The sequence below is a fragment of the Streptomyces sp. NPDC054757 genome (assembly GCF_053612185.1).
On record NZ_JBSHBW010000002.1, the window covers coordinates 141619 to 163290 of the forward strand.

General features: G+C 71.6%; 22 protein-coding genes. 14 read left to right on the forward strand and 8 right to left on the reverse strand.

The genetic code is table 11. From position 1 onward, the window contains the following. Nucleotides 1-49: 49 nt before the first annotated feature. The gene (locus tag ACWGKJ_RS03385) at nucleotides 50-454 is read right to left on the reverse strand and encodes a CBS domain-containing protein (RefSeq protein ID WP_385028940.1); all 405 of its coding nucleotides are present in this window, start codon (nucleotides 452-454) and stop codon (nucleotides 50-52) included. A gap of 148 nt (nucleotides 455-602) precedes the next feature. Continuing rightward, complete coding sequence (gene hisN, locus ACWGKJ_RS03390) at nucleotides 603-1403, reverse strand: histidinol-phosphatase (RefSeq protein ID WP_385028943.1); 801 nt, start codon at nucleotides 1401-1403, stop codon at nucleotides 603-605. A 132-nt stretch (nucleotides 1404-1535) separates the two neighbouring features. On the opposite strand from hisN, the gene ACWGKJ_RS03395 reads away from it, so the two are divergent. Next, on the forward strand, nucleotides 1536-2132 hold the full coding sequence (locus ACWGKJ_RS03395; RefSeq protein ID WP_385028946.1) for a TetR/AcrR family transcriptional regulator: 597 nt from the start codon (nucleotides 1536-1538) through the stop codon (nucleotides 2130-2132). 33 nt (nucleotides 2133-2165) lie between these two features. Here ACWGKJ_RS03395 and ACWGKJ_RS03400 read toward each other — a convergent pair whose 3' ends face one another. Further along, on the reverse strand, nucleotides 2166-3857 hold the full coding sequence (locus ACWGKJ_RS03400) for an ABC transporter family substrate-binding protein (RefSeq protein WP_385028948.1): 1692 nt from the start codon (nucleotides 3855-3857) through the stop codon (nucleotides 2166-2168). 291 nt (nucleotides 3858-4148) lie between these two features. Between ACWGKJ_RS03400 and ACWGKJ_RS03405 the strand changes: the two genes are divergently transcribed. Genes ACWGKJ_RS03405 through ACWGKJ_RS03415 form a run of 3 tightly spaced genes read left to right on the forward strand, consistent with a single transcriptional unit; the run spans nucleotide 4149 to nucleotide 8229 of the window. Further along, entirely contained in the window at nucleotides 4149-5132 is a 984-nt protein-coding gene (locus ACWGKJ_RS03405; protein WP_385028951.1) for an ABC transporter permease, read from the forward strand. Nucleotides 5133-5146: 14 nt separating this feature from the next. After that, on the forward strand, nucleotides 5147-6082 hold the full coding sequence (locus tag ACWGKJ_RS03410; RefSeq protein ID WP_385028954.1) for an ABC transporter permease: 936 nt from the start codon (nucleotides 5147-5149) through the stop codon (nucleotides 6080-6082). Further along, the gene (locus ACWGKJ_RS03415; RefSeq protein ID WP_453315662.1) at nucleotides 6079-8229 is read left to right on the forward strand and encodes an ABC transporter ATP-binding protein; all 2151 of its coding nucleotides are present in this window, start codon (nucleotides 6079-6081) and stop codon (nucleotides 8227-8229) included. The genes ACWGKJ_RS03410 and ACWGKJ_RS03415 overlap by 4 nt, the downstream gene beginning before the upstream one ends. Before the next feature lie 97 nt (nucleotides 8230-8326). Here the strand turns inward: ACWGKJ_RS03415 and ACWGKJ_RS03420 are convergent, their stop codons facing one another. From ACWGKJ_RS03420 to ACWGKJ_RS03435, 4 genes are all read right to left on the reverse strand, one after another. Then, a complete protein-coding gene (locus ACWGKJ_RS03420) occupies nucleotides 8327-8650 on the reverse strand; it encodes a DMT family transporter (protein WP_385028960.1) in 324 nt (107 codons plus the stop codon). Nucleotides 8651-8793: 143 nt separating this feature from the next. Then, on the reverse strand, nucleotides 8794-9804 hold the full coding sequence (gene rsgA / locus ACWGKJ_RS03425) for a ribosome small subunit-dependent GTPase A (protein WP_385028963.1): 1011 nt from the start codon (nucleotides 9802-9804) through the stop codon (nucleotides 8794-8796). Nucleotides 9805-9808: 4 nt separating this feature from the next. After that, nucleotides 9809-11149 (reverse strand): 3-phosphoshikimate 1-carboxyvinyltransferase, encoded by a 1341-nt coding sequence (gene aroA, locus ACWGKJ_RS03430; RefSeq protein WP_385028967.1) that lies wholly within the window; start codon nucleotides 11147-11149, stop codon nucleotides 9809-9811. A gap of 67 nt (nucleotides 11150-11216) precedes the next feature. After that, the gene (locus ACWGKJ_RS03435; RefSeq protein WP_385028970.1) at nucleotides 11217-11903 is read right to left on the reverse strand and encodes a M50 family metallopeptidase; all 687 of its coding nucleotides are present in this window, start codon (nucleotides 11901-11903) and stop codon (nucleotides 11217-11219) included. A 49-nt stretch (nucleotides 11904-11952) separates the two neighbouring features. Between ACWGKJ_RS03435 and ACWGKJ_RS03440 the strand changes: the two genes are divergently transcribed. The 8 genes from ACWGKJ_RS03440 (at nucleotide 11953) to def (ending at nucleotide 19519) form a co-directional block, all read left to right on the forward strand. Next, complete coding sequence (locus ACWGKJ_RS03440; RefSeq protein WP_385028973.1) at nucleotides 11953-12834, forward strand: SOS response-associated peptidase; 882 nt, start codon at nucleotides 11953-11955, stop codon at nucleotides 12832-12834. A 13-nt stretch (nucleotides 12835-12847) separates the two neighbouring features. After that, nucleotides 12848-13501, forward strand: coding sequence for an alpha/beta hydrolase family protein (locus ACWGKJ_RS03445; RefSeq protein WP_385029021.1), 654 nt, complete (start codon nucleotides 12848-12850; stop codon nucleotides 13499-13501). Nucleotides 13502-13746: 245 nt separating this feature from the next. Continuing rightward, the gene (locus ACWGKJ_RS03450) at nucleotides 13747-14403 is read left to right on the forward strand and encodes a sigma-70 family RNA polymerase sigma factor (RefSeq protein ID WP_266853257.1); all 657 of its coding nucleotides are present in this window, start codon (nucleotides 13747-13749) and stop codon (nucleotides 14401-14403) included. Then, nucleotides 14400-14714 (forward strand): mycothiol system anti-sigma-R factor, encoded by a 315-nt coding sequence (gene rsrA / locus ACWGKJ_RS03455; RefSeq protein WP_266853255.1) that lies wholly within the window; start codon nucleotides 14400-14402, stop codon nucleotides 14712-14714. The genes ACWGKJ_RS03450 and rsrA overlap by 4 nt, the downstream gene beginning before the upstream one ends. Nucleotides 14715-14987: 273 nt before the next feature. Further along, entirely contained in the window at nucleotides 14988-16352 is a 1365-nt protein-coding gene (locus ACWGKJ_RS03460) for an HD-GYP domain-containing protein (RefSeq protein WP_385028978.1), read from the forward strand. Then, a complete protein-coding gene (locus ACWGKJ_RS03465) occupies nucleotides 16349-17644 on the forward strand; it encodes an HD-GYP domain-containing protein (protein ID WP_385028981.1) in 1296 nt (431 codons plus the stop codon). Before ACWGKJ_RS03460 ends, ACWGKJ_RS03465 begins: the two co-directional genes overlap by 4 nt. A gap of 173 nt (nucleotides 17645-17817) precedes the next feature. Further along, nucleotides 17818-18801 (forward strand): tetratricopeptide repeat protein, encoded by a 984-nt coding sequence (locus ACWGKJ_RS03470; protein WP_385028984.1) that lies wholly within the window; start codon nucleotides 17818-17820, stop codon nucleotides 18799-18801. Between the two features lie 76 nt (nucleotides 18802-18877). Then, nucleotides 18878-19519, forward strand: coding sequence for a peptide deformylase (def, locus tag ACWGKJ_RS03475; protein ID WP_385028987.1), 642 nt, complete (start codon nucleotides 18878-18880; stop codon nucleotides 19517-19519). Here the strand turns inward: def and ACWGKJ_RS03480 are convergent. Then, nucleotides 19495-20481 carry a helix-turn-helix domain-containing protein gene (locus tag ACWGKJ_RS03480; RefSeq protein ID WP_385028990.1) on the reverse strand — a complete coding sequence of 329 codons (987 nt, stop codon included), beginning with the start codon at nucleotides 20479-20481 and terminating at the stop codon, nucleotides 19495-19497. The two genes, def and ACWGKJ_RS03480, sit on opposite strands and share 25 nt — an antisense overlap. 82 nt (nucleotides 20482-20563) lie before the next feature. On the opposite strand from ACWGKJ_RS03480, the gene ACWGKJ_RS03485 reads away from it, so the two are divergent. After that, nucleotides 20564-20794 (forward strand): hypothetical protein, encoded by a 231-nt coding sequence (locus tag ACWGKJ_RS03485; protein WP_385028993.1) that lies wholly within the window; start codon nucleotides 20564-20566, stop codon nucleotides 20792-20794. Nucleotides 20795-20854: 60 nt separating this feature from the next. Beyond that, complete coding sequence (locus ACWGKJ_RS03490; RefSeq protein ID WP_385028996.1) at nucleotides 20855-21631, forward strand: hypothetical protein; 777 nt, start codon at nucleotides 20855-20857, stop codon at nucleotides 21629-21631. Nucleotides 21632-21672 lie beyond the last annotated feature (41 nt).

A 21672-nucleotide genomic window follows, 5' to 3' on the forward strand; every position in this document is an offset into this window, starting at 1 on the left:
CCGGGTCAGGAGCCGTGTCGTCGGATCAGGAGCCGGGTCGGGAGCCGCCTCAGGAGGAGACCAGTGCCGGGGAGTCACGCCTGTCCGGCGCCCAGCAGCGGATGATGTCACGCACCGACACGACGCCGACCGGTCCCGCGCCGTCGAGCACGATCAGATGGCGGAAGCCGCCGTTCGACATCGCCTCGGCCGCTTCCTCCAGGGTCCAGGAGGGCGCGGCGAAGACCACATCCATGGTGGTGTGGGCGCCCGCGGGCTCCCGGTCGGGGTCCAGGCCGCTGCCTACGGCGTTGAGGATGTCGCGCTCGGTGAGAATGCCGACTCCGCAGGTGTCGGGGTCGAGCACGACAGCCGCACCGATACGGCGGGCGGACATCAGGGCTGCGGACTGGCGGAGTGTGTGGGCGGGGCCGATGGTGAGGACCACCGTGCTCATGGCGTCGCTGACGAACATGGCGGGTGCCACCTCCTGGGAGTTCCAGCATGCGCGTGAATTCACACATTCACAAGCAGGGCTCTCAGAGTCGCACCACCGGCGTGGACCCGGCAAGGTTCCGGGAGGGTGAAGTCCTGGGCGGCAGTTCGGTGTTCGGCGGCGGCGTTCAGTAACGCTGGTTGAGATAGCCGAGCAGGTCCTGGTGGAGCAGGCCGTTGGAGGCGGCCGCGTTGCCGCCCTCGACGCCGCGCACCCCGTCCAGGCTGGTGAACTCGCCGCCCGCCTCCTGGACGACGATGGCGGTGGCCGCCATGTCCCAGAGCGACAGCTCCGGCTCGGCGCACATGTCCACCGAACCCTCGGCGACCATCATGTACGGCCAGAAGTCCCCGTACCCCCGGGTGCGCCAGCAGTCCCGGGTCAGGTCCAGGAAGCCGTCGAGCCGGCCCTGCGCCTCCCAGCCGCCGAGCGAGGCGTACGCGAACGAGGCGTCCGCGACCTTGGAGACCTGCGAGACACGCAGCCGGGTGGCCGAGGTCAGACTGCGCCCGGTGTACGCGCCGCCGCCCTTCGCCGCCCACCAGCGGCGGCCGAGCGCGGGTGCGGAGACCACACCGACCACCGGCTCGTGGCCGTCGTCGCCCGCCACGGCCAGGGAGATCAGCGTGGCCCAGACCGGGACGCCGCGTACGTAGTTCTTGGTGCCGTCGATCGGGTCGATGATCCACCGGCGGGCGCCCGTGCCCGACAGGCCGTACTCCTCGCCGAGGATCGCGTCACGCGGCCTGGCACGCTGGAGCTGTCCGCGGATCAGCTCCTCGGCGCCCTTGTCGGCCTCCGTCACGGGGGTCATGTCCGGCTTCGTCTCGACCTTCAGGTCGAGGGCCTTGAACCGGTCCATGGTCGCCGCGTCGGCGGCGTCCGCGAGGACATGGGCGAGGCGCAGATCATCGTGGTAGTCGGGCATGGTCGTCACAGTATCCACCGGGCCCCCGATCGGGCCACAGGGCCCTGCCGGGCGTGCTGCCGCGCGGACTATTGACACTCCAGCGGCCCCCGTCAACCCTGAGCGCAGAGGCGTACGGCCCAGGAGGCGACGATGCCCGCAGCGCGCGAATCCCTGCTCGACTCCGCCCTCGCGGCCCTCACCGTCCGCGACTGGTCCGCTGTCCGCATGGTCGATGTGGCGGCCGCCGCGGGGTTCTCCCGGCAGACCCTCTACAACGAGTTCGGCTCCAAGGACGGTCTTGCCCGCGCCCTGGTGCGGCGCGAGGCCGACCGCTACCTCCGGGGCGTGGACCGCGCGCTGTCGGGACCGGCCACGGAGCGGGAGCGGATGGTGGCCGTCGCCGTGTGGACGGTCACCGCCGCGCGTGCGCATCCGCTGCTCCGGGCGCTGCTGACCGGTTGCTGGGCGGGGCCGCTGCCCGCGCCCGGTCCCGCGCCCCGGACCGGCGGGCCGTACGCCCCTTCGCAGCGCTGTGCGGCCGGGGGGCCGCCCGCGCCGGGCGAGCTGATCGCGGCGGTACGGCACCGGGCGGCCCTCGCACTGACCGCCGGTCACCTGGCGGATGAGGCGGCCGATCTGGTGTACCGCTGCGAGGTGGCCGTACGCCTCGCGCTCTCGCACCTCGTCGCACCAGGTGACCTGACAGTTGATCACCTGGTGCGCGAGGCGGTGGTGCGGGCGGCGTGAGGGCCGCGGGCGGAAGGTCCCGGGTGCGGTCGGCTACTTCTTGAGCCAGCCGACCTTGCTGTAGTCGGTGTCCGCGAGGCCCGTCGCACCGTAGTTGGCGAGCCCCTTGCGGACCGCCAGGATCTGCGGGCGCTGGTACAGCTCGATCGAGTGGCCGAGCTTCCAGATCTCCACGTCGGCCTCGTTGTAGAGCTTGACGGACTGCGCGTGGTCGGTGGCCTCACCGGCCTTCTTCATCAGCGCGTCGATCTTCGGGGAGCCGACCGAGCCGAAGTTCTGGAAGAGGTTCTTGCCCTTCGGCTGCTGGTAGACCGGGTAGAGCTTGCTGGTGTAGGCCTCGTCCACATTGCGGAAGCTGGCGAGGTCGAAGTTGCCGGTGTTCACGAACTTGTTGAAGTAGTCGTTGGCGGGCACCTTCTTGATCTCGACCCGCACGCCCACCGCGGCGTACATCTGCTGCACCAGTTCGGCCTGGTCCGTCGAGGCGGAATTGCCGCCCGCGCTCAGGACGTAGTCGAGGGTGAGCTTCTTGCCGTCCTTGGTGCGCGGCTTGCCCTCACCCGCGCTCTTCCAGCCCGCCTCGTCGAGCAGCTTCTTCGCCTTCTCGGGGTCGAACTTGTCGAACGCGCTGGTGTTGTCCTGGTAGCCCTGCTGGTTGGGCATGAAGAAGTGGTTGTCCAGCGGCTTGAGTTCGAAGGAGAGGTCCTTCGCGAAGCTGGCGTTGATGCCCTTGCGGTCGGTCGCCGCCTGGAGGGCGTTGCGTACCTTCACGTCCTTCAGGGGACCGCGCCCGCCGTTCAGCGTGATGTGCACCTCGTCCCAGCGCGCCCCGCGCCTGATGGCGGTGTCCGGTTCCTTGACCAGCCGCTTGTAGTCCTCGGGCAGCAGCGCGGTCGTCTCGTCCACCTCCTTGTTGAGGTAGGCCTCCGTCTGGGCGGTCATGTCGAGGACGCGGTAGACGATCGAGGCGAGCTTCGGCTTGTTCCCCCACCACTTGGGGTCCGGGACCAGGGTGACCGTCTGCCCGGTCCTGTCGTACGAGCCGACCTTGAACGCGGCGCTGGTAACCGGGGCCTTCTGCGTCCAGCCCTTGTTGAACTTCTCCGGGGTGTCGATGTACGCGGCCGGGTACAGCGGGTCGAAGAGGCGCTGCCAGTCGGCGTACGGAGTGGAGAAGGTGATCTTCACTCCGTGGGCGTCGGCGCCCTGCTCCACCTTGGATATCTGGCTGTAGCCGGTGGTGTCGGCCGCCTCGTACGCCTTGTCGGTGCCGTTCAGCGCCTTCCACTGGGCGTGGAAGTCCTTCCAGCTCAGCGGCTTCCCGTCGGACCACTTCGCCTTCGGGTTCAGCTGATAGGTCACCACCTGCGGGCTGGTGGAGGTGACCTTCGCCGAGACCAGGAAGTTCGGGTTGGGGTGGCCGATGCCCTTGGCGTCGGCGTCGAAGAGGTCGGGCAGGATCGCTCCGTCGAGGTCCGCGCCGTCGCCCTGCTGGCCGTCGACCTGGTTGACGTTGTACTGCGTGATCCACTGGTCGATCCCGAACCGCAGCGAGCCGCCCTGCTTCAGGTCGCTCAGCGGATGCGCGTTGACGCTCTGGCCGTCCACCTGGGGAGCGGCCTGCTTCTTGGCCGAGTCCCCGCCGTCGTCGGAAGAGCTGCAGCCCGCCACCGCCAGAGTGGCCGACAGTGCTGCGGCGATGGCGACAACGGTGGTTCTGCGCATCGGTGTTCTTCCTCCGGTTCAAGGCGGCCTGATCGAGGCCACAGGTCACCGAGACGGTAAGTCGGCCTCATAGCCCAGCGGGAGAGCAACGGCGATGCTGTTATGCATTCTTTGCATGCGCGCAACAAACATTGGTCAAGCTGTATCAACAAGCCGACGAAAAGCACCCGACGTACAGCACCGGACGATCAATAACCGATCAGCACCGGACAAAGGCACCGATGGGGCCTGCCGCGGCCGTGATCCCACCACGATCCCCAGCGACCGAACCCCAGCGGAGGACCAACACCCGTGGCCGCCTTCCTGGCCAAGCGACTCGGCTACTACGCCGTCCTGTTGCTTGTCGCCATCTGTCTGTCGTACCTGCTGGCCTCGCTCGCGCTGGATCCGCGCGCGTACTACGAGGGCCGCCAGCCGCCCCTCTCGCCCAGCTCCGTCGACCACCACCTCACCGCGCTCGGCGTCAACGACCACACCCCGCTCCTCAGCCGCTTCGGGAGCTGGGCCGGACACGCCCTGCACGGCGATCTCGGACAGACCATCGACGGGACCTCCGTGGACGCGGAGTTCGGCCGCCGGATCGGCGTCAGCCTGCGGCTGCTGCTCCTCGGCAGCATCCTCGGCACGGTCATCGGGGTGCTCGCCGGCGCCTGGACCGCCGTACGCCAGTACCGGTTCTCGGACCGTGCGGTGACCCTGATCTCCTTCGTCCTGCTCTCCACCCCGGTGTTCCTGCTCGCGGTGCTGCTGAAGATCGGAGCCATCTGGTTCAACCAGAAGACCGGCACCGACGTCATCGTCTTCACCGGCGAGAAGACCCCCGGCCTGGACTCCGGCTTCCTGGCCGTGCTCAAGGACCGGTCGGTGCACCTGCTGCTGCCGACCGTCTCCATCGCGCTCGGCACCATCGCCAGCTACAGCCGCTACCAGCGCTCCACGATGCTCGACGTGCTCGGCTCGGACTATCTGCGCACCGCCCAGGCCAAGGGCCTCACCCGGCGCACCGCACTGGTCAAGCACGGGCTGCGCACCGCACTGATCCCCATGTCGACGTACTTCAGCTACGGCTTCCTGGCGCTGTTCACCGGTGCCACCTTCACCGAGACGATCTTCGGCTGGCACGGAATGGGGGAGTGGTTCGTCTCCTCCATCGGCAGGAACGACGTCAACTCGGTCGTCGCCGTCAATGTGTTCGCCGCGGTGCTGGTGCTGCTCTCCGGCTTTCTCGCGGACGTCCTGCACGCCGCGCTCGACCCGCGTATCCGGAACGCCTGAGGAGTACGGACACCATGACCGCTGTCATCGAGACCGCCGCCGCCGACGCGGCCGGCCAGGGTGCGGAGCCGATACGTCCCGCCGGGCGCGCCGGGGTGGTGCTGCGCCGCTTCGTACACAACACGGGCGCGCTCACCGGGGCCGTCATCCTGCTGCTGCTCTTCGTGCTGGCCTTTGCCGGCCCGCTGATCAGCCGCTGGGACTACAGCCATATCGACTACACCGCACTGCGGGAGGCCCCGAGCGCCCGGCACTGGTGGGGCACCAACCGCATCGGGCAGGACGTCTTCGCGCAGACCATCCGGGGGCTCCAGAAGTCCCTGCTGATCGGCCTGCTGGTGGCGCTCTTCTCCACCGTGCTTGCCTCGCTGACCGGGGCCTGCGCCGGGTACTTCGGCGGCTGGACCGACCGGATCCTGATGTTCTTCGTCGATCTGCTGCTGATCTTCCCGTCCTTCCTGATCATCGCGATCATCTCGCCGCGGCTGCAGGGCGGCGGCTGGTTCGCCTTCGTCGGGCTGCTCGCCGTCTTCGGCTGGATGATCACCGCACGGGTGGTCAGGTCGATGACGCTGTCGCTGAAGGAGCGCGAATTCGTCCGCGCGGCGCAGTACATGGGCGTCGGCCCCTTCCGGATCATCTGGCGCCATGTGGTCCCCAACATCGCCTCCTTCCTCATCATCGACGCGACCATCGCGGTCGGTGGCGCGGTGATGAGCGAGACGGCGCTCTCGTACTTCGGGTTCGGCGTCCAGTCGCCCGATGTCTCGCTGGGCACGCTCATCGCCTCATCGACGGCGGCGGCCGTGACCTACCCCTGGATGTTCTTCTTCGCAGCGGGGCTTCTGATCATTTTCGTACTCGCGGTGAATCTGGTGGGCGACGGGCTGCGCGATGCGCTGGACCCGACCTCGCGCCGGCGCCGCGGCCGCAAGGGGGCAGGGCGATGACCTCGGTATCCGACACCTCGGTACGCGACAGCGCGGCGACCGGGGCCCCGGTGCTGGAAGTGAGCGGCCTTGAGGTCGACTTCGACGGCGCACCCGCCGTCCGCGGGGTGAGCTTCTCGCTCCGCCGCGGCGAAGTGCTCGGCCTGGTGGGGGAGTCGGGGTCGGGGAAGTCCGCGACCGCGCTCGCCGCCATCGGGCTGCTGCCCGGGAACGCGGCCGTACGGGGATCGGTACGGCTCGACGGCACCGAACTCGTCGGCGCGTCCGACCGCGAGCTGTCCGCGGTGCGCGGCAGCCGGATCGGCATGGTCTTCCAGGACCCGCTCTCCGCCTTCACCCCTGTCTACCGGATCGGCGACCAGATCGCCGAGGCGGTCCGGGCTCACCAGGACGTTCCGCGTGAGGCGGCCAGGGCGCGTGCCGTGGAACTGCTCGACCTCGTCGGCATCCCGGAGCCCGCGCTCAGGGCGCAGTCGTATCCGCACGAGTTCTCCGGCGGAATGCGCCAGCGCGCCATGATCGCCATGGCGATGGCGAACGACCCGGACGTGATCCTCGCCGACGAGCCGACAACGGCCCTCGACGTCACCATCCAGGCCCAGGTGCTCGATGTGCTGCGCACCGCGCAGCGTGAGACCGGGGCGGCGCTGGTGCTGGTCAGCCATGACCTCGGGGTGATCGCGGGCGCGGCGGACCGGGTGGCGGTGATGTACGCGGGGCGGATCGTGGAGTCCGCGCCCGCCGAAGAGCTCTTCGCGCGGCCCCGGATGCCGTACACGCTGGGCCTGATCGGCGCGGTGCCCCGGCTGGACACCGCCGGCGAGGTGCTGGTGCCGATCCCCGGGTCGCCGCCCATGGCGGGGAGCACCGGACCCGGCTGCCCGTTCGCGCCGCGCTGCCCGCTGGCCGGGGAGTCCTGTCTGACGGAGGAGCCGCAGCTGCGGACCGTGGACGGCCACGCGGTGGCGTGCGTACGCGCCGACGAGATCGCCGGGAAGCGGCTGGGGCCGCTCGATGTGTTCCCGGTGCCGGCCGTCCCGCCCCGGGATCCGGATCCGGAGGCGGTTCCGGCCGATGAGGAACCACCGGCCGCAGGGGCAGGCACAGGGACAGGAACCGCGGCCGGGACCGCCGCCGAGACCGTGCTGAGCGTGCGCGGGCTGGTCAGGACGTTCCCCGTGCTGAAGGGGAGCGCCTTCAAGCGGCGGGTCGGTACCGTGCACGCCGTCGACGGGGTCGATCTGCGGATCCGCCGCGGCGAGACCCTCGCGCTCGTCGGTGAGTCCGGCTCGGGGAAGTCGACCACGCTCTTCGAACTGCTCAGCCTGGCCCGCCCCGAGGGCGGCGAGATCGAACTCTTCGGGCAGCCGCTCGACCGGCTCGACCGCGCCGCCCGCCAAGCGCTGCGCGGACAGGTGCAGATCGTCTTCCAGGACCCGATGGCCAGCCTCGACCCCCGGATGACGGTCGGGGACATCGTCGCCGAACCGCTGCGCGCCCAGGGCGCCGACCGCAGGACGGCGGCCGGCCGTGTCCCCGGGCTGCTCGAACAGGTGGGCCTGGACCCGGCGCACGCCGTCCGCTTCCCGCACGAGTTCTCCGGCGGCCAGCGCCAGCGCGTCGGCATCGCCCGCGCCCTGTCCGTCGGGCCCCGGCTGCTGGTACTCGACGAACCGGTGTCGGCGCTCGACGTGTCGGTCCAGGCCGGCGTCCTCAACCTGCTGAAACGGCTCAAGTCGGAGCTGGGGCTCGCCTATCTCTTCGTCTCGCACGACCTGTCGGTGGTACGGCACATCGCGGACCGGGTGAGCGTCGTCTACCTGGGGCGTACCGTCGAGTCCGGGACGGTCGACGAGGTCTTCGAGCGGCCCCGGCACCCGTACACGCAGGCGCTGCTCTCCGCCGTGCCGCTGCCCGACCCGGTGCGCGAACGCGAGCGGCAGCGGACCAGGATCCTGCTGCCCGGCGACCCGCCCAGCCCCACCCACCGCTACGAGGGCTGCCGCTTCCGGGCCCGCTGCCCCGTCTTCGCGCGGCTCGGCGCGGAGGAGCGGACCCGCTGCGAGAACGAGGTGCCGCAGGACCGTGAGCACGCGGCCGACCATGTGGCGGCCTGTCACTTCCCGGCGGTACGCGAGGTGGTGTGAGCGGGGGGCCCGGGGGTCCGGCCCGCCGCGGCTCCGGTGCGGTCGGTGGGCAGGACCGGTCGGTGTGCCGAGCCGGAGATTCAGTGCACCGGGCCGGTCAGTGCGCAGACCCGGAGATCTGGAGCCCGATCACGCCCACGATCACGAACGCGATCGAGACGAGCTTGAGCGTGGAGACGATGTCGCCGAGGAAGACCATCCCGTAGATCGCGGTGCCCGCCGCGCCGATGCCCGTCCACACGGCGTAGGCGGGCCCGACGTCCAGCTTCCGCAGCGAGAGCGTCAGCAGCCCGAAGCTGCCCAGCGCGAACGCGGCGAAGGCGATCGTCGGCCAGAGCCGGGTGAATCCGTGCGAGAGCTTGAGACACACGGCGAAGCCGGTCTCCAGAAGTCCCGCGACCACGACCAGCAGCCACGCCATTCAGGGCCTCCTCATAGGTGACTGCTCCGTCGTCCGGGACCGCTCCGCCACCGGGAACCGCTCCATCGTCGTGCGCGGCCCGCGCGGCCGCACTGGGAGCGATTATGCATTCAGCCAGGTGGGCCGGGCGGCGAACCGGTGGATCAGTCGCCCTCGCGCCGCTCCCGGGTCGCCAGCAGCCGGCGCAGCGAGTCCAGCCGCGCGGGGTCGGCGTGCCCCCCGGCCACCCAGGCGTCCAGGGCGCACTCCGGCTCGTCGTGGCTGCACCCGCGCGGGCACTCCTCCGTGCCCGGCACCAGATCGGGGAAGGCGAGGATCACCCGGGACGGGTCCACATGGTGCAGCCCGAACGAGCGCACCCCCGGGGTGTCGACGACCCAGCCGCGGTCGTCCGGCAGAGGGAGCGCCAGGGCCGATGTCGTGGTGTGCCGGCCGCGGCCGGTGACCGCGTTGACATGGCCGGTGCTGCGCCGCCGGTCCTCCGGCACCAGCGCGTTGACCAGGGTGGTCTTGCCGACGCCCGAGTGCCCGACGAACGCGGTGACCTTGTCGTTGAGAAAGTCCCTGACCCGGTCGGCCGCCTCGCCCTTCGCCAGCTCCTCGCGGCTGGTCACCACGTACGGGATGTCGAGCGCCCCGTAGGAGGCGAGCAGCGGCTCCGGCGATGCGAGGTCGCACTTGGTGAGGACGAGCAGCGGGGAGAGCCCGCCGTCGTACGCGGCCACCAGACAGCGGTCGATCATGCGGGGGCGCGGTTCCGGGTCGGCCAGGGCGGTGACGATCGCCAGCTGGTCCGCGTTGGCGACGACCACCCGCTCGAACGGGTCGTCGTCGTCGGCCGTGCGGCGCAGTACCGACGTACGCGGCTGGATACGCACGATGCGCGCCAGCGTGTCCTTGGCGCCGGAGAGATCCCCGACGATCATGACCCGGTCGCCCACGACAGCCGCCTTGCGGCCCAGCTCACGGGCTTTCATCGCGGTCACCGCACGCCCGTCGACCAGACAGGTGAGCCGTCCCCGGTCGACCGTGAGGACCATGCCCTCGGCGGCCTCCTCGTGCTTGGGCCGGATGTTCGTACGGGGGCGGTTGCCCTTGGGATTGGGGCGGACGCGGATGTCGTCCTCGTCAGGGTTCTTGCCGTATCGGCGCATCGCGTCAGACCTTGAGCATTTCGGTCCACATCTCAGTGAAATCGGGGAGGGTTTTGGCGGTTGTCGCCACATTCTCGATCTGTACGCCGTCGACGGCGAGCCCGATGACCGCACCTGCCGTGGCCATCCGGTGGTCGTCGTACGTGTGGAAGACACCGCCGTGCAGGGGGCGGGGACGGATACGGAGGCCGTCGGCGGTCTCGCTCACCTCGCCGCCGAGTCCGTTGATCTCCGCCGTCAGCGCGGCCAGCCGGTCGGTCTCGTGCAGCCGCAGATGGGCCACACCGCGCAGCGTGGACGGCGAGTCCGCGAGGGCCGCGACGGCGGCGATCCCCGGGGTCAGCTCGCCGACCTCGCTCAGATCCACGTCGATACCGTGGATCCGGCCGGACCCGGTGAACTCCAGGCCGCGCTCGGTCAGCTCGCAGCCGCCGCCCATCGTGGTGAAGATCTCCCGCAGCGCGTCCCCCGGCTGGGTGGTCCGCGCGGGCCAGTCGGGGATGGTGACCCGGCCGCCGGTGACCAGGGCGGCCGCCAGGAACGGCTGGGCGTTGGAGAGGTCGGGCTCGACGGTCAGGTCCCGGCCGAGCAGGGCGCTGGGCGAGACCCGCCAGACATTCGGCTCGCCGCCCGTCTCCGGCTCGTCCACCTGGGCGCCGACCCCGCGCAGCATGTCCACGGTCATCCGGATGTGCGGCAGCGACGGCAGGGTGGCACCGGTGTGCCGCACCTCGACGCCCTGGTTGAAGCGCGGCGCGGAGAGCAGCAGCGCCGAGATGAACTGGGACGAGGACGACGCGTCGACCTCGACCCGGCCCCCGTCGAGCGCCCCGCTGCCATGCACCGTCAGCGGGAGCGCCCCGCGCCCGTCGTCGTCGATCCGGGTGCCGAGGGTGCGGAGCGCGTCGACGACGCCGCGCAGGGGGCGTTCGTACGACCGGGGGTCCCCGTCGAAGCGGACCGGGCCGTCGGCGAGCGCGGCGACCGGCGGCAGGAAGCGCATGACCGTACCGGCGTTGCCGACGTCGATGGTGGCCGGGCCGTGCAGCCCCGCGGGGATCACCCGCCAGGCCTCGCCGCTGTCGGCGGTCGCCCCGACCGCGGCGGAACTGGACGAGACGGTCTCCTCGATACGGACGCCGAGCGCCCGCAGCGCGTCGGCCATCAGGAGTGTGTCGCGTGAGCGCAGCGGGCGGCGCAGCCAGCCCGGTTCCGCTGCCAGGGCGGCCAGGACCAGACCGCGGTTGGTGACCGACTTCGATCCGGGCACGGTCACCGTCGCTTCGACGGCTCCCGGCGCGTACGGGGCGGGCCAGTGAGCGGTGTGCACGGAACTTTCGGTCATGGCCCTCATTTTACTGATGGCCGGGGCCCGGGGTGCCGCACGTCTCACGGACCAGGCGGCCCCGGTGTCACAGACCGAGCAGCCAGCGCCCGCCGCCGATGAGCGAGCAGAGCGAGACGACGTGGAAGAGCAGCAGCCACACCATCGGCGGGAGATGGGTGAGCCGGCCGAGCTGGTCGGCGTCCGAATCGCCGGCCCGGCCGCGCACCCGCTTGCGCTGGAGCTCGAAGGCCGGGCGCACCCCGCCGATGAGCAGGAACCAGACAGCCGTGTACGCGAAGGCCGCCTGCACCTCGGCGCTGGTGAGCCAGGAGATCAGGACGAACGCGGCGCCCGTGACGATCACGGTGAGTGCCCCGTACGCGTTGCGGATCATCACGAGCATCGCGAGGAGGAGAAGGCAGGCGGCCCAGAGGAAGAGAGTGATGTGGTCGGCGGCGAGCAGCCAGGCGCCGCCGAGCCCCAGCAGCGGCGGGGCGGTGTATCCGGCGCCCGCGGTGAGAATCATGCCGAGGCCGGACGGTTTGCCGCGGCTTACGGTGAGGCCGCTGGTGTCGGAGTGCAGCCTGATGCCGTCCAGACGGCGCCCGGTGAGCAGGGCCGTCAGCCCGTGGCCGCCCTCGTGGGCGATGGTCACTGCGTTACGGGTGAGCCTCCATATGCGGTGCGGCAGGACCGCGAGCAGTGCGACGACGCCGGTGACGATCACCAGCCACTGGTCGGGGTCGGGCTGGGAGGCGAAGACGCGGTCCATGGCGGGAAGGGGCTCCTCGGGGATCGGCGGTCGTGGCAGTCTGGCAAATATGTGCGGACGGTTTGCAGCGAGTCGTGGACCCGAGGATCTCGCAGAGGTCTTCGGGGTGGAGAAGGGGGACCCCGCGGAGCCGGTGGCCCCCGACTGGAACGTGGCACCGACGAAGACGGTCCAGGTCGTCCTGGAGCGTCCACTGAAAGACGCGGCGTCACGGCGTCCGGTTCGTCAGCTGCGGAATCTGAAGTGGGGACTCGTGCCGTCCTGGGCGAAGTCGCCCGAAGGCGCCGCCCGCATGATCAACGCGCGGGCCGAGACGGTCCAGGAGAAGCCGTCGTTCCGCAGGGCCTTCGCCGCGCGCCGCTGCCTCGTCCCCGCCGACGGCTACTACGAGTGGATGACCGAGCAGGACGAGCGGCGTCTTGAGGTCGAGGGCAAGAAGAAGCGGACACGGAAGCAGCCCTACTTCGTGACCCCGGCCGACGGATCGGTGATGGCCTTCGCCGGGCTGTACGAGTTCTGGCGCGATCCGGCGCTGCCCGGCGACCATCCGCAGGCCTGGTGGGCGACGTGTGCCATCCTCACCACCGAGGCGGAGACCACCCCGCTCGCCGGACAGGACGCGGGGCAGGCCCAGGGCCGGGCGCGGCGGACGGCGGACGGCCCTGCGCGGCCGGCGGGGGACGGGGCCGGGCCCCCGCGGTCGCTGGCCGCGATACACCCCCGGATGCCGCTGATCCTCACCCCGGACCGCTGGGACGACTGGCTGGACCCGGCGCACACCGACCCGGAGCGGCTGGCCCCGCTGCTCGGTCCGCCGCCGGCCGGACTGGTCCGTGCGTACCCGGTGGCTACGGCGGTCAGCAATGTTCGCAACAACGGCCCGGAGCTGCTGACCGCACTGGAGGGCCCCGAGGAGGGCACACTCTTCTGATGTGACTCAGAGCATGATCGTGGAGAGTGTCGACACCCCCGCCGGTGAAGCCCGCATCACCTGGCATCCCGCCGCCCGCCCCCATCTCGTGATCGCACTCGGCCATGGCGCCGGTGGCGGTATCGAGGCACGCGACCTCCAGGCGCTGGCCGCCGCGCTGCCGCCGCTCGGGGTGGGCGTCGCGCTGGTCGAGCAGCCCTGGCGGGTGGCGGGCCGGAAGGTCGCCCCCGCGCCGAAGACCCTGGACACCGGATGGCGCGCCGTCTGGCCCGCACTGTGCAGAACGGGACTGCCGGTGGTCGCGGGCGGACGCAGCGCCGGGGCCCGGGTGGCCTGCCGGACCGCCGCGGAGCTGGGCGCCCGCGGCGTCCTGGCGCTGAGCTTTCCGCTGCACCCGCCGGGGAAGCCGGAGAAGTCCCGGCAGAAAGAGCTGACCGGGACCGGGGTCAGCACCCTGGTCGTACAGGGGGCGCGTGACCCGTTCGGCAGACCGGCCGAGTTCCCCGGCGCAGCCGGGTTCCCCGCGGGGGACTTCGAGCTGGTGGAGGTGGCGGACGCCGACCACGGGTTCGCCGTACCGAAGCGGGCCGAGACCGGCCAGGAACAGGCGCTGCGGACCATCACGGACGCCGTCGGCGGATGGGCCGTGCGGCTGCGGGAATGCTGAGTCACCGAGCGCTGTTGTGGGGAACACCGGTGCTGGACACCGGTACACAGAAGCTTGTTCGTGGAGAGGGAGTCCGTCGCATGGGTTCGACCATCTGCCCGCGCCGCCCGCACACCGCTGATCTGGAGTGGACCGTGCTTTCGGCAGACCGGAGCGGTTCTTCCCGGGCGGCGGGCGGACCGGATCGTCGTCTATCCTCCGATTCGAGTGGGTCCGCATTCGGATCCGCCACGGCGTTGGAGGAGGTGGGTCCGGTCACTGGGACCGACACAGGGACCGAAGACGGCCATGCGGAAGAGACGGCCGCGGAGCGCAACGCGCGCTTCGAACGGGATGCCCTCGGCTTCCTCGACCAGATGTACTCGGCCGCGCTGCGCATGACGCGCAATCCGGCCGATGCCGAGGACCTGGTGCAGGAGACGTATGCGAAGGCGTACGGCTCGTTCCACCAGTTCCGTGAGGGGACCAACCTCAAGGCGTGGATGTACCGCATCCTCACGAACACGTTTATCAACTCGTACCGCAAGAAGCAGCGCGAGCCCCAGCGCAGCGCTGCCGAGGAGATCGAGGACTGGCAGCTCGCCCGCGCCGAGTCGCACATGTCGACCGGTCTGCGCTCCGCGGAGTCGCAGGCGCTCGACCACCTGCCCGACTCGGATGTGAAGTCGGCGCTCCAGGCGATCCCCGAGGAGTTCCGCATCGCGGTGTATCTCGCCGATGTCGAGGGCTTTGCGTACAAGGAGATCGCAGACATCATGGGGACACCCATCGGGACGGTCATGTCCCGGCTGCACCGGGGCCGCCGTCAGCTGCGCGGCATGCTGGAGGACTACGCACGCGACCGCGGGCTGGTCCCCGCGGGCGCCGGAGAGTCGAACGAAGCGAAAGGTTCGGGCTCATGAGCTGCGGAGAGCCGCACGAAACGGACTGCTCCGAGGTCCTGGACCATCTCTACGAGTTCCTCGACCACGAGATGCCGGACAACGACTGCACCAAGTTCGAGGTGCACTTCGAGGAGTGCTCCCCGTGCCTGGAGAAGTACGGCCTTGAGCAGGCGGTCAAGAAGCTGGTGAAGCGCTGCTGCGGCAGTGACGACGTACCGGCGGACCTCCGGTCCAAGGTCATGGGACGTATCGATCTGATCCGCTCCGGACAGGCCGTGCCCGACCAGGACATCACCGTCACCGACCGGTCGGCGGCAGCCCAGGAGTGACCCGCCGCCGGGACGTCACGCTCCCGGCCCCTCACACCTCACGGCACCCCCACGGGGCCGCGGCGCAATCGCCGCGGCCCCGTTGCCGTATGCGGGCCCCGGTCGGTCCGTCGCCCTCAGGTCCGCCGTCGCCCCGGTTTCGTCCCCGGCTGTCACCCGATGGGCTGCTGATCCGCCGATGCGGCCCCCCGGCGGCCCGCCCGCGCCTAGTCTCCCCACCCTGTACGGACGCGGAAGCCGTACGGATCCCGACGGATCCCGGAGGAGGCCGCCATGCGGGCACTGCCGCCCACGGCGCGTGGCTGCGTCCTGTGCGCGGTCCTGGGCGCCCTCTGGTGCGTGTGGCCCGCCGTCACCGGCCCGGGCACCCCCTGGACGGCGGTGGCCCTGCTCGCCGCGGTGTACGCGGGGTGCGAGCTGCTCGCCCGCCGGTCGCCGGGGAGCGGGTCGTTCTTCGCCGTACCCCTCGCCGCGGCCCTGCTGCTGCCGCCCGCAGCCGCCGCGCTCGCCGCGGTGCCCGGGGCGCTGCTCGGCGCCGTCGAACACCCGCCGTACGGGGTCCGGCGGGTGTGGCACGCGGCGCAGCTGGCGCTCGCCGTGCGGGCCGCCGCCGAGGTGCCGGCGCTCATCGGCGGGCTGCCCGGCGCCCCGGACCTCCCGTACGCGCTCCCGTACGCCCTGCTGCCCGCGCTCACCGCCGCCCTCGTCCTCTGCCTGGCCCTGACCGCCCTGGACGGCGCCGTGCGGGCCACCGCCGAGCGGCTGCCCGCCCGCACCGCACGCGCCGCGCTGCTGCGCCCGCTCGCCCCGTACACCGTGCACGGTCTCGCCGGGCTCATGATGGCGGTCCTGTGGCGCAGCCCCTTCGGCCCGCCGGCCGCCCTCTTCGTCCTGCTGCCGATGTACATCTCCAGCTGGGTCTTCGCGCAGTACGACCGTGAGCGCGCCGCCCACCGGGCGACGATCCGGGCCCTGGTCCAGGCCGTCGACATCAAGGACCAGTACACCCGCGGCCACAGCGAACGCGTCGGCCAGGCGTCCGCGATGATCGCCGGGGAGCTGGGCATGGCGGGCGACCGTCTTGAGGCGCTGCGCTTCGCCGGGATCCTGCACGACGTGGGGAAGCTCGGGGTGCCCACGCGGCTGCTCAGGAAGGACGGACCGCTCACGCCGGACGAGCGCCGGGTCATCGAACTGCACCCCGAGTACGGACACGAGATGGTCCGCGGTATCGGCTTCCTCGGCGAGGCCAGGGCCGCCATCCTGCACCACCACGAACGGCTGGACGGGTCCGGCTACCCGTACGGGCTCTCCGGGCAGCAGATCCCCGAGTTCGCCCGGGTCGTCGCCGTCGCCGACGCCTTCGACGCCATGACCTCCACCCGCTCCTACCGCAGGGCCAGACCCGTCGACGCCGCCCTGCGGGAGCTGCTGCGGTGCGCGGGTACGCAGTTCGACCCGCGGATGGTCCAGGCGTTCGTACGGGCGCTCGCCCGGCACGGCTGGCGCCCCGCCGTCACCGCCGACGAACCGGACGACTGCCCGCAGCGGCCCGTACCGCCCGCCAGGACCGGCGCGGTGGCCCCCGGCCCGCCCGCCGGTCAGGAGCATTCCGCCGGTCAGGAGCGCCCCGCGTGAGCGCCCGCGCCCCCCGGGCCGTACGGCTGGTCCACGGCGCCGCGGCGCTGGCCGCCGTCGCCGGTCTCGGCTGGACCCTCTGGCGCGGCGTCGGCGACGCGGACACCGCGCTCGCCTTCGGGATACTCGTCGCGGCGGGCGAACTCACCCGCCGCACCGGCCCCGGAAGCGAGCGCGAACCCGCCCCGCTCGGCGCCGCCGCAGCCCTCGCCTACGCCCTGCTCGGCCGGAACGGCGGTCACCCCACCGTCCACGGAGCCCCCCAGGTCGTCGCGATCGTGGTGGCGGGCGCGCTCGCGGGCACCGCACCGCACATCGCGCGCGGCCGCGGGCCCACCGCGGACCAGATGGCCCGCCGGGTGCTCACGGTCGCCTTCGCCGCCGCCTGCTTCCAGCCGCTCTGCGGCGCCGGGGGGACGGCGGCCCGGGCGGTGCGCGGCCCTGCGTACGCCGTCGTGCTGCTGCTCCTGCTCGGCCTCACCGCCCTCTGCGACGCCGTCCTCGCCGCGGCGATGGCCCACGCGCGCACCCGCTGCCCCACCGCGGGACCGGTCGCCTCGCCGGGACCGCGCGGGGGAGTGCCCATCGGGCCGCTGCTCGGCGACGAGCTGCGTGCCCTCGCGGGGATCGGCTCGGCGGTCTGCGCCACCGGTGCCGTGATGGCCCTCGGGGTCGCCGTCGCCGGGCTGTGGGCGCTCCCCGTCCTCTCCGTACCCCTGCTGCTGACCCAGCTCTCGCTGCGCCGCCACGCCCTGGTCCGCGCCACCTACCGCCAGACCATCACCTCGCTGGCCCGCGCCACCGAGATCGCGGGCTACACCCCGCACGGCCACGCCCGCAGGGTCGCCCGGCTCAGCCGCGCCGTCGGCCGCGAGCTGGGTCTCTCCGAAGCGGCGCTGACCGTCCTGGAGTACGCGGCTCTCATGCACGACATCGGCCAGCTCTCGCTCGTCGACCCGGTCCCCGGCGGCGCCACCGCGCCCCTGCCCGCCGCCGAGCAGCGCCGGATCGCGCTCCTGGGCGGTGCCGTGGTCCGGCAGACCGGGGTCGACGCGAAGGTCGCCGTCATCGTGGAGCGGCAGGCGGATCCGTACCGCGAGCAGCCGCTCACCGCCCGGATTATCCGGACCGTCAATGCGTACGAGGACCTGGCAGGGGAAAATGAAGAAGTGAGGGGCGCGGGCGGACCGCTCGGTGCGCTGGAGCGGCTGCGCCTGGGCACCGGCCACGACTACCAGCCGGAAGTCGTGGAATCCCTCGCCCGGGTGCTCTCCCGGGGCGGTGCCGCGTGACGGCGTCCGGGGAGCGGGCCGGGGGCCGGGTCCGCGAAGTCCGGGCCCGGAGCGGGTAACCGATGGGTAATGAGCGCCGCTCCGACCGGACATGGTTGGATGCGAAGAGAGGGTGTCCGGGGGAATCGGAGCCCGGGAAGCAGAGTCTTTTCAGCGACCGGCAGGCGGGAATCGTGAGGATCTTCGGGAAGGTACGGCATCGGCCCTCCGCATCCTGGCGGCAGGCCACGGACCGGGCGTTCACGCTGATCGGGGACGGTCGGTACGAGGACGCGGGCGCGCTGCTCACCCGCGCGGCAGATCTGGAACCGTGGCTGTCCGAGTCCTGGTTCAATCTGGCGCTGCTGCACAAGTTCCGGCACGACTGGGACCGCGCACGCACCGCCGGGCTGCGCGCGGTGGCGCTCCTGGACCGCGGGGCGGGCGCCCCGGACTGGTGGAACGTCGGGATCGCGGCCACCGCGCTGCAGGACTGGCCGCTGGCCCGCCGGGCCTGGCAGGCGTACGGGCTGCGCGTCCCGGGCGAGCCCGCGGCCAGCGGGGAGCCGGTCGGTATGGAGCTGGGCTCGGCCGCCGTGCGGCTCTCCCCGGAGGGGGAGGCCGAGGTGGTCTGGGGCCGCAGGCTCGACCCCGCCCGGCTTGAGGTGCTCTCCATTCCGCTGCCGTCGTCCGGCAGGCGCTGGGGCGAGGTCGTCCTGCACGACGGCGTCCCGCACGGCGAGCGCGTCACCGCGGCGGGCCCCTCCTACCCCGTCTTCGACGAGATCGAGCTGTGGGCTCCCTCGCCCGTGCCGACCTGGGTGGTGCTGCTGGAAGCGGCCACCGAGTCCGACCGGGACGCCCTGGAGCAGCTGGCGGCCGACGCCGGGTTCGCCGCCGAGGACTGGTCGTCATCGGTCCGGCTGCTCTGCCGCGCCTGCTCCGAGTCGCAGATGGAGAGCGACGAGGGCGAGGGCGAGCAGCGCCCCGACCCGCACGACCACAGCGAGCCGGGCCACCCCGGCCCGCTCGGCCACCGCACCGCGGGCGGGCTCTGGGTCGCCGAGCGCGAATGCGGGATAGCCGCCCCGGCCGGGCTTGTGCGCGGGCTGCTCGACGGCTGGGTCGCGGACAGCCCGGACAGCCGTGAGTGGCGGGACCTCGAAGAGGTCTGCTGAGCCGGTCCCTGTCGCCGGGCGGCCCGTTAGGCTGTACGGGATCGATCCGGGTTTTTGAGGAAGGCGTACGGCGGACATGTCGCAGCAGCAGACGGACCAGCAGGCCGACCAGCAGGTCAATGACGGTTTCGTCGTGGACACCGAGGACTGCGAGGAGCGCGAGGAGGCCCACCGCGCCCGTGGCACCGCCCGTCCCATCACCGTCGTGGGCAACCCGGTGCTGCACCGCGAGTGCAAGGACGTCACGTCGTTCGACGCCGAGCTGGCCCAGCTGATCGACGACATGTTCGCCAGCCAGAAGGCCGCCGAAGGCGTGGGCCTGGCCGCGAACCAGATCGGTGTGGACCTGAAGGTCTTCGTCTACGACTGCCTCGACGACGACGGCAAGCGCCATGTCGGAGCCGTCTGCAACCCGGTGCTGGTCGAGACGCCGGCCGGGCTGCGCCACCTCGACGAGTCCAATGAGGGCTGCCTCTCCGTCCCGACCGCGTACGCCGAGCTGGCCCGCCCGGACTACGCGGAGGTCACGGGCCAGGACGCGCAGGGCAACCCGGTCAAGGTGCGCGGCACCGGCTACTTCGCCCGCTGCCTCCAGCACGAGACGGACCACCTGCACGGCTACCTGTACATCGACCGTCTGTCGAAGCGCGACCGCAAGGACGCGCTCCGGCAGATGGAAGAGGGCACGCCGCGCTACGAGACCGTGCCGAACGCCTGAGCAGGTCCGGCCGGGCCCCGGAACGTCCGCCGGTAGGCGTTCGGGGTGGTGCCGAGGGTACGGAGAAAGTGGTGGCGCAGCCCCGCTCCCGTACCGAAGCCGACCCGGCCCGCGATCGCGTCCACCGTCTCGTCCGACGCCTCCAGCAACTCCTGAGCCAGCAGCACCCGTTGACGCAGCAGCCAGCGGTACGGAGTCGTCCCTGTCTCCTGCTGGAAGCGGCGGGCGAAGGTGCGCGGTGACATGAGGGCGCGGGCCGCCAGCTGTTCCACGGTCTGCTCCTCGTCGAGGTGCTGTTCCATCCAGCCGAGTACCCCGGCGACGGTGTCCGCCCGTTCGGGCCGCACCGGGCGCTCCACGAACTGGGCCTGGCCGCCGTCCCGGTGGGGCGGGACCACCATCCGCCGGGCGATCCTGTTGGCGACGTGCGGGCCGTGCTCCGTGCGGACGATGTGCAGACAGGCGTCGATACCGGCGGCCGTGCCCGCGGACGTGATGACGGGCCCCTCGTCCACGTACAGCACATCGGGCTCGACCCTGGCCCGCGGGAAGGCGCGGGCCAGTTCGTCCGCGTGGCGCCAGTGCGCGGCGCAGCGGCGGCCGTCGAGCAGCCCCGCGGCGCCCAGCACGAACACCCCGGAGCAGACACTGAGCACCCGGGCACCCCGGTCCACCGCCCGGCGCAGCGCTTCGAGGAGGTCCGGCGGATAGCCCCGGTTCCCCCGCGACTCGGCGGCGGGCACCGCGATCAGGTCGGCCTCGGCGAGGCGTTCCAGACCGTGTTCGGTGCGCAGGGTGAATCCGGCGTGCGTCCCGAGTACGGGCCCCTCGGCGGAGGCCACCGCGAAGTCGTAGACGGGCAGCCCCTCGTCGCTCCGGTCGAGCCCGAACACCTCGCAGACCACGCCGAGTTCGAAGGGATTGACCCCGTCCATCAGCACCGCGGCGACATTCTTCAGCATGGATCGAGTGTGGCAGCAATTCGATGTTCCATGTCAGTCCTGCCACTGATTTTCCTGGCCGCCCGGCGCCACAGTTGACGGCATGAACACCTTCCTGGACTACCTGACCGTGCTCGGCGTCGCCGTCCTCCTGGCCCTGCCCTCACTCGTCGGCCAGGCCCGCGAGCGCCGTATCGACCGCGAACTCGCCCTGCCCCGCCGGGACGGCGACCCGGACCGGGAGACCGGCCCCGCACCGCTTCCGCCGGCCCGTACGCCGATGTCCCGACGGGACAGAACGCGCCATCCGGCCATGGCACGCACCGCCCGGTGAGAGCCGCTCCCGCCCAGCGCTTACTCTCACTCCTGTCAGAAGATCATCAAGGAGGGGAACATGCGCAGAACCGCGCTGTTGGCCGCGGCATCCGGTGCCACGGCTCTGGTGGTGCTGGGGGCTCCGGCGGCTCACGCCGAGGGCAAGGGGGACATCCGGGTCACGAAGACCGTGGTGAACAACGGGGGCAACGTCATCGTGGGGGTGCACGACGTCAAGAGGTTCCCGGTCACCTTCACGGTGAAGGACAACCACGGGGTGAAGGGCGTCAGCCACGTCAGCGTCTTCAACTCGAAGAACGGCTACGACAGCGACGACTGGACCGGGAACACCTGCCGCAGGTCGAGCAGTACGACATCGGTCTGCACCGAGACCTTCGAGGTGCACCCGGCCTCGTTCAAGTCGTCCGTGGACATCGACCCCAACGACCTCGCCGGCACCTGGCAGGTCAACGCCACCGTCCAGGCGAAGGACGGCGACTACTGGATCCACGACAGCCTCGCCCACTTCGACTTCAAGCGGGCGTCGACGCTCACCACCGACGCCACTCCCGAGCCGGTCGCCAAGGGGGCCAGGCTCACGGTCAGGGGCAAGCTCTCGCGGGCCAACTGGAACGACCTGAAGTACCACGGCTACACCAAGCAGAACGTGAAGCTTCAGTTCAAGAAGACCGGTGCGTCCGGGTACTCCACGGTCAGGACGGTGAAGACCAGCTCCACGGGCACCCTGAGCACCACGGTCACGGCGACCGCCTCGGGCACCTGGCGCTGGGCCTTCTCCGGGACGCACACGACCATGGCGATCACCTCCGCCGGTGACGAGGTGAAACTCCGCTAGTACCCGTACGGTCCTGTGCCCCGGCCGCGAAGGCGCCCCGG

Coding starts and splice junctions, on each gene's coding strand:
- ACWGKJ_RS03385 (WP_385028940.1), bottom strand. CDS start 454: ATGTTCGTCAGCGACGCCATGAGCACGGTGGTCCTCACCATCGGCCCC.
- hisN (WP_385028943.1), bottom strand. CDS start 1,403: ATGCCCGACTACCACGATGATCTGCGCCTCGCCCATGTCCTCGCGGAC.
- ACWGKJ_RS03395 (WP_385028946.1), top strand. CDS start 1,536: ATGCCCGCAGCGCGCGAATCCCTGCTCGACTCCGCCCTCGCGGCCCTC.
- ACWGKJ_RS03400 (WP_385028948.1), bottom strand. CDS start 3,857: ATGCGCAGAACCACCGTTGTCGCCATCGCCGCAGCACTGTCGGCCACT.
- ACWGKJ_RS03410 (WP_385028954.1), top strand. CDS start 5,147: ATGACCGCTGTCATCGAGACCGCCGCCGCCGACGCGGCCGGCCAGGGT.
- ACWGKJ_RS03415 (WP_453315662.1), top strand. CDS start 6,079: ATGACCTCGGTATCCGACACCTCGGTACGCGACAGCGCGGCGACCGGG.
- ACWGKJ_RS03420 (WP_385028960.1), bottom strand. CDS start 8,650: ATGGCGTGGCTGCTGGTCGTGGTCGCGGGACTTCTGGAGACCGGCTTC.
- rsgA (WP_385028963.1), bottom strand. CDS start 9,804: ATGCGCCGATACGGCAAGAACCCTGACGAGGACGACATCCGCGTCCGC.
- aroA (WP_385028967.1), bottom strand. CDS start 11,149: ATGACCGAAAGTTCCGTGCACACCGCTCACTGGCCCGCCCCGTACGCG.
- ACWGKJ_RS03435 (WP_385028970.1), bottom strand. CDS start 11,903: ATGGACCGCGTCTTCGCCTCCCAGCCCGACCCCGACCAGTGGCTGGTG.
- ACWGKJ_RS03440 (WP_385028973.1), top strand. CDS start 11,953: ATGTGCGGACGGTTTGCAGCGAGTCGTGGACCCGAGGATCTCGCAGAG.
- ACWGKJ_RS03445 (WP_385029021.1), top strand. CDS start 12,848: ATGATCGTGGAGAGTGTCGACACCCCCGCCGGTGAAGCCCGCATCACC.
- rsrA (WP_266853255.1), top strand. CDS start 14,400: ATGAGCTGCGGAGAGCCGCACGAAACGGACTGCTCCGAGGTCCTGGAC.
- ACWGKJ_RS03460 (WP_385028978.1), top strand. CDS start 14,988: ATGCGGGCACTGCCGCCCACGGCGCGTGGCTGCGTCCTGTGCGCGGTC.
- def (WP_385028987.1), top strand. CDS start 18,878: ATGTCGCAGCAGCAGACGGACCAGCAGGCCGACCAGCAGGTCAATGAC.
- ACWGKJ_RS03480 (WP_385028990.1), bottom strand. CDS start 20,481: ATGCTGAAGAATGTCGCCGCGGTGCTGATGGACGGGGTCAATCCCTTC.
- ACWGKJ_RS03485 (WP_385028993.1), top strand. CDS start 20,564: ATGAACACCTTCCTGGACTACCTGACCGTGCTCGGCGTCGCCGTCCTC.
- ACWGKJ_RS03490 (WP_385028996.1), top strand. CDS start 20,855: ATGCGCAGAACCGCGCTGTTGGCCGCGGCATCCGGTGCCACGGCTCTG.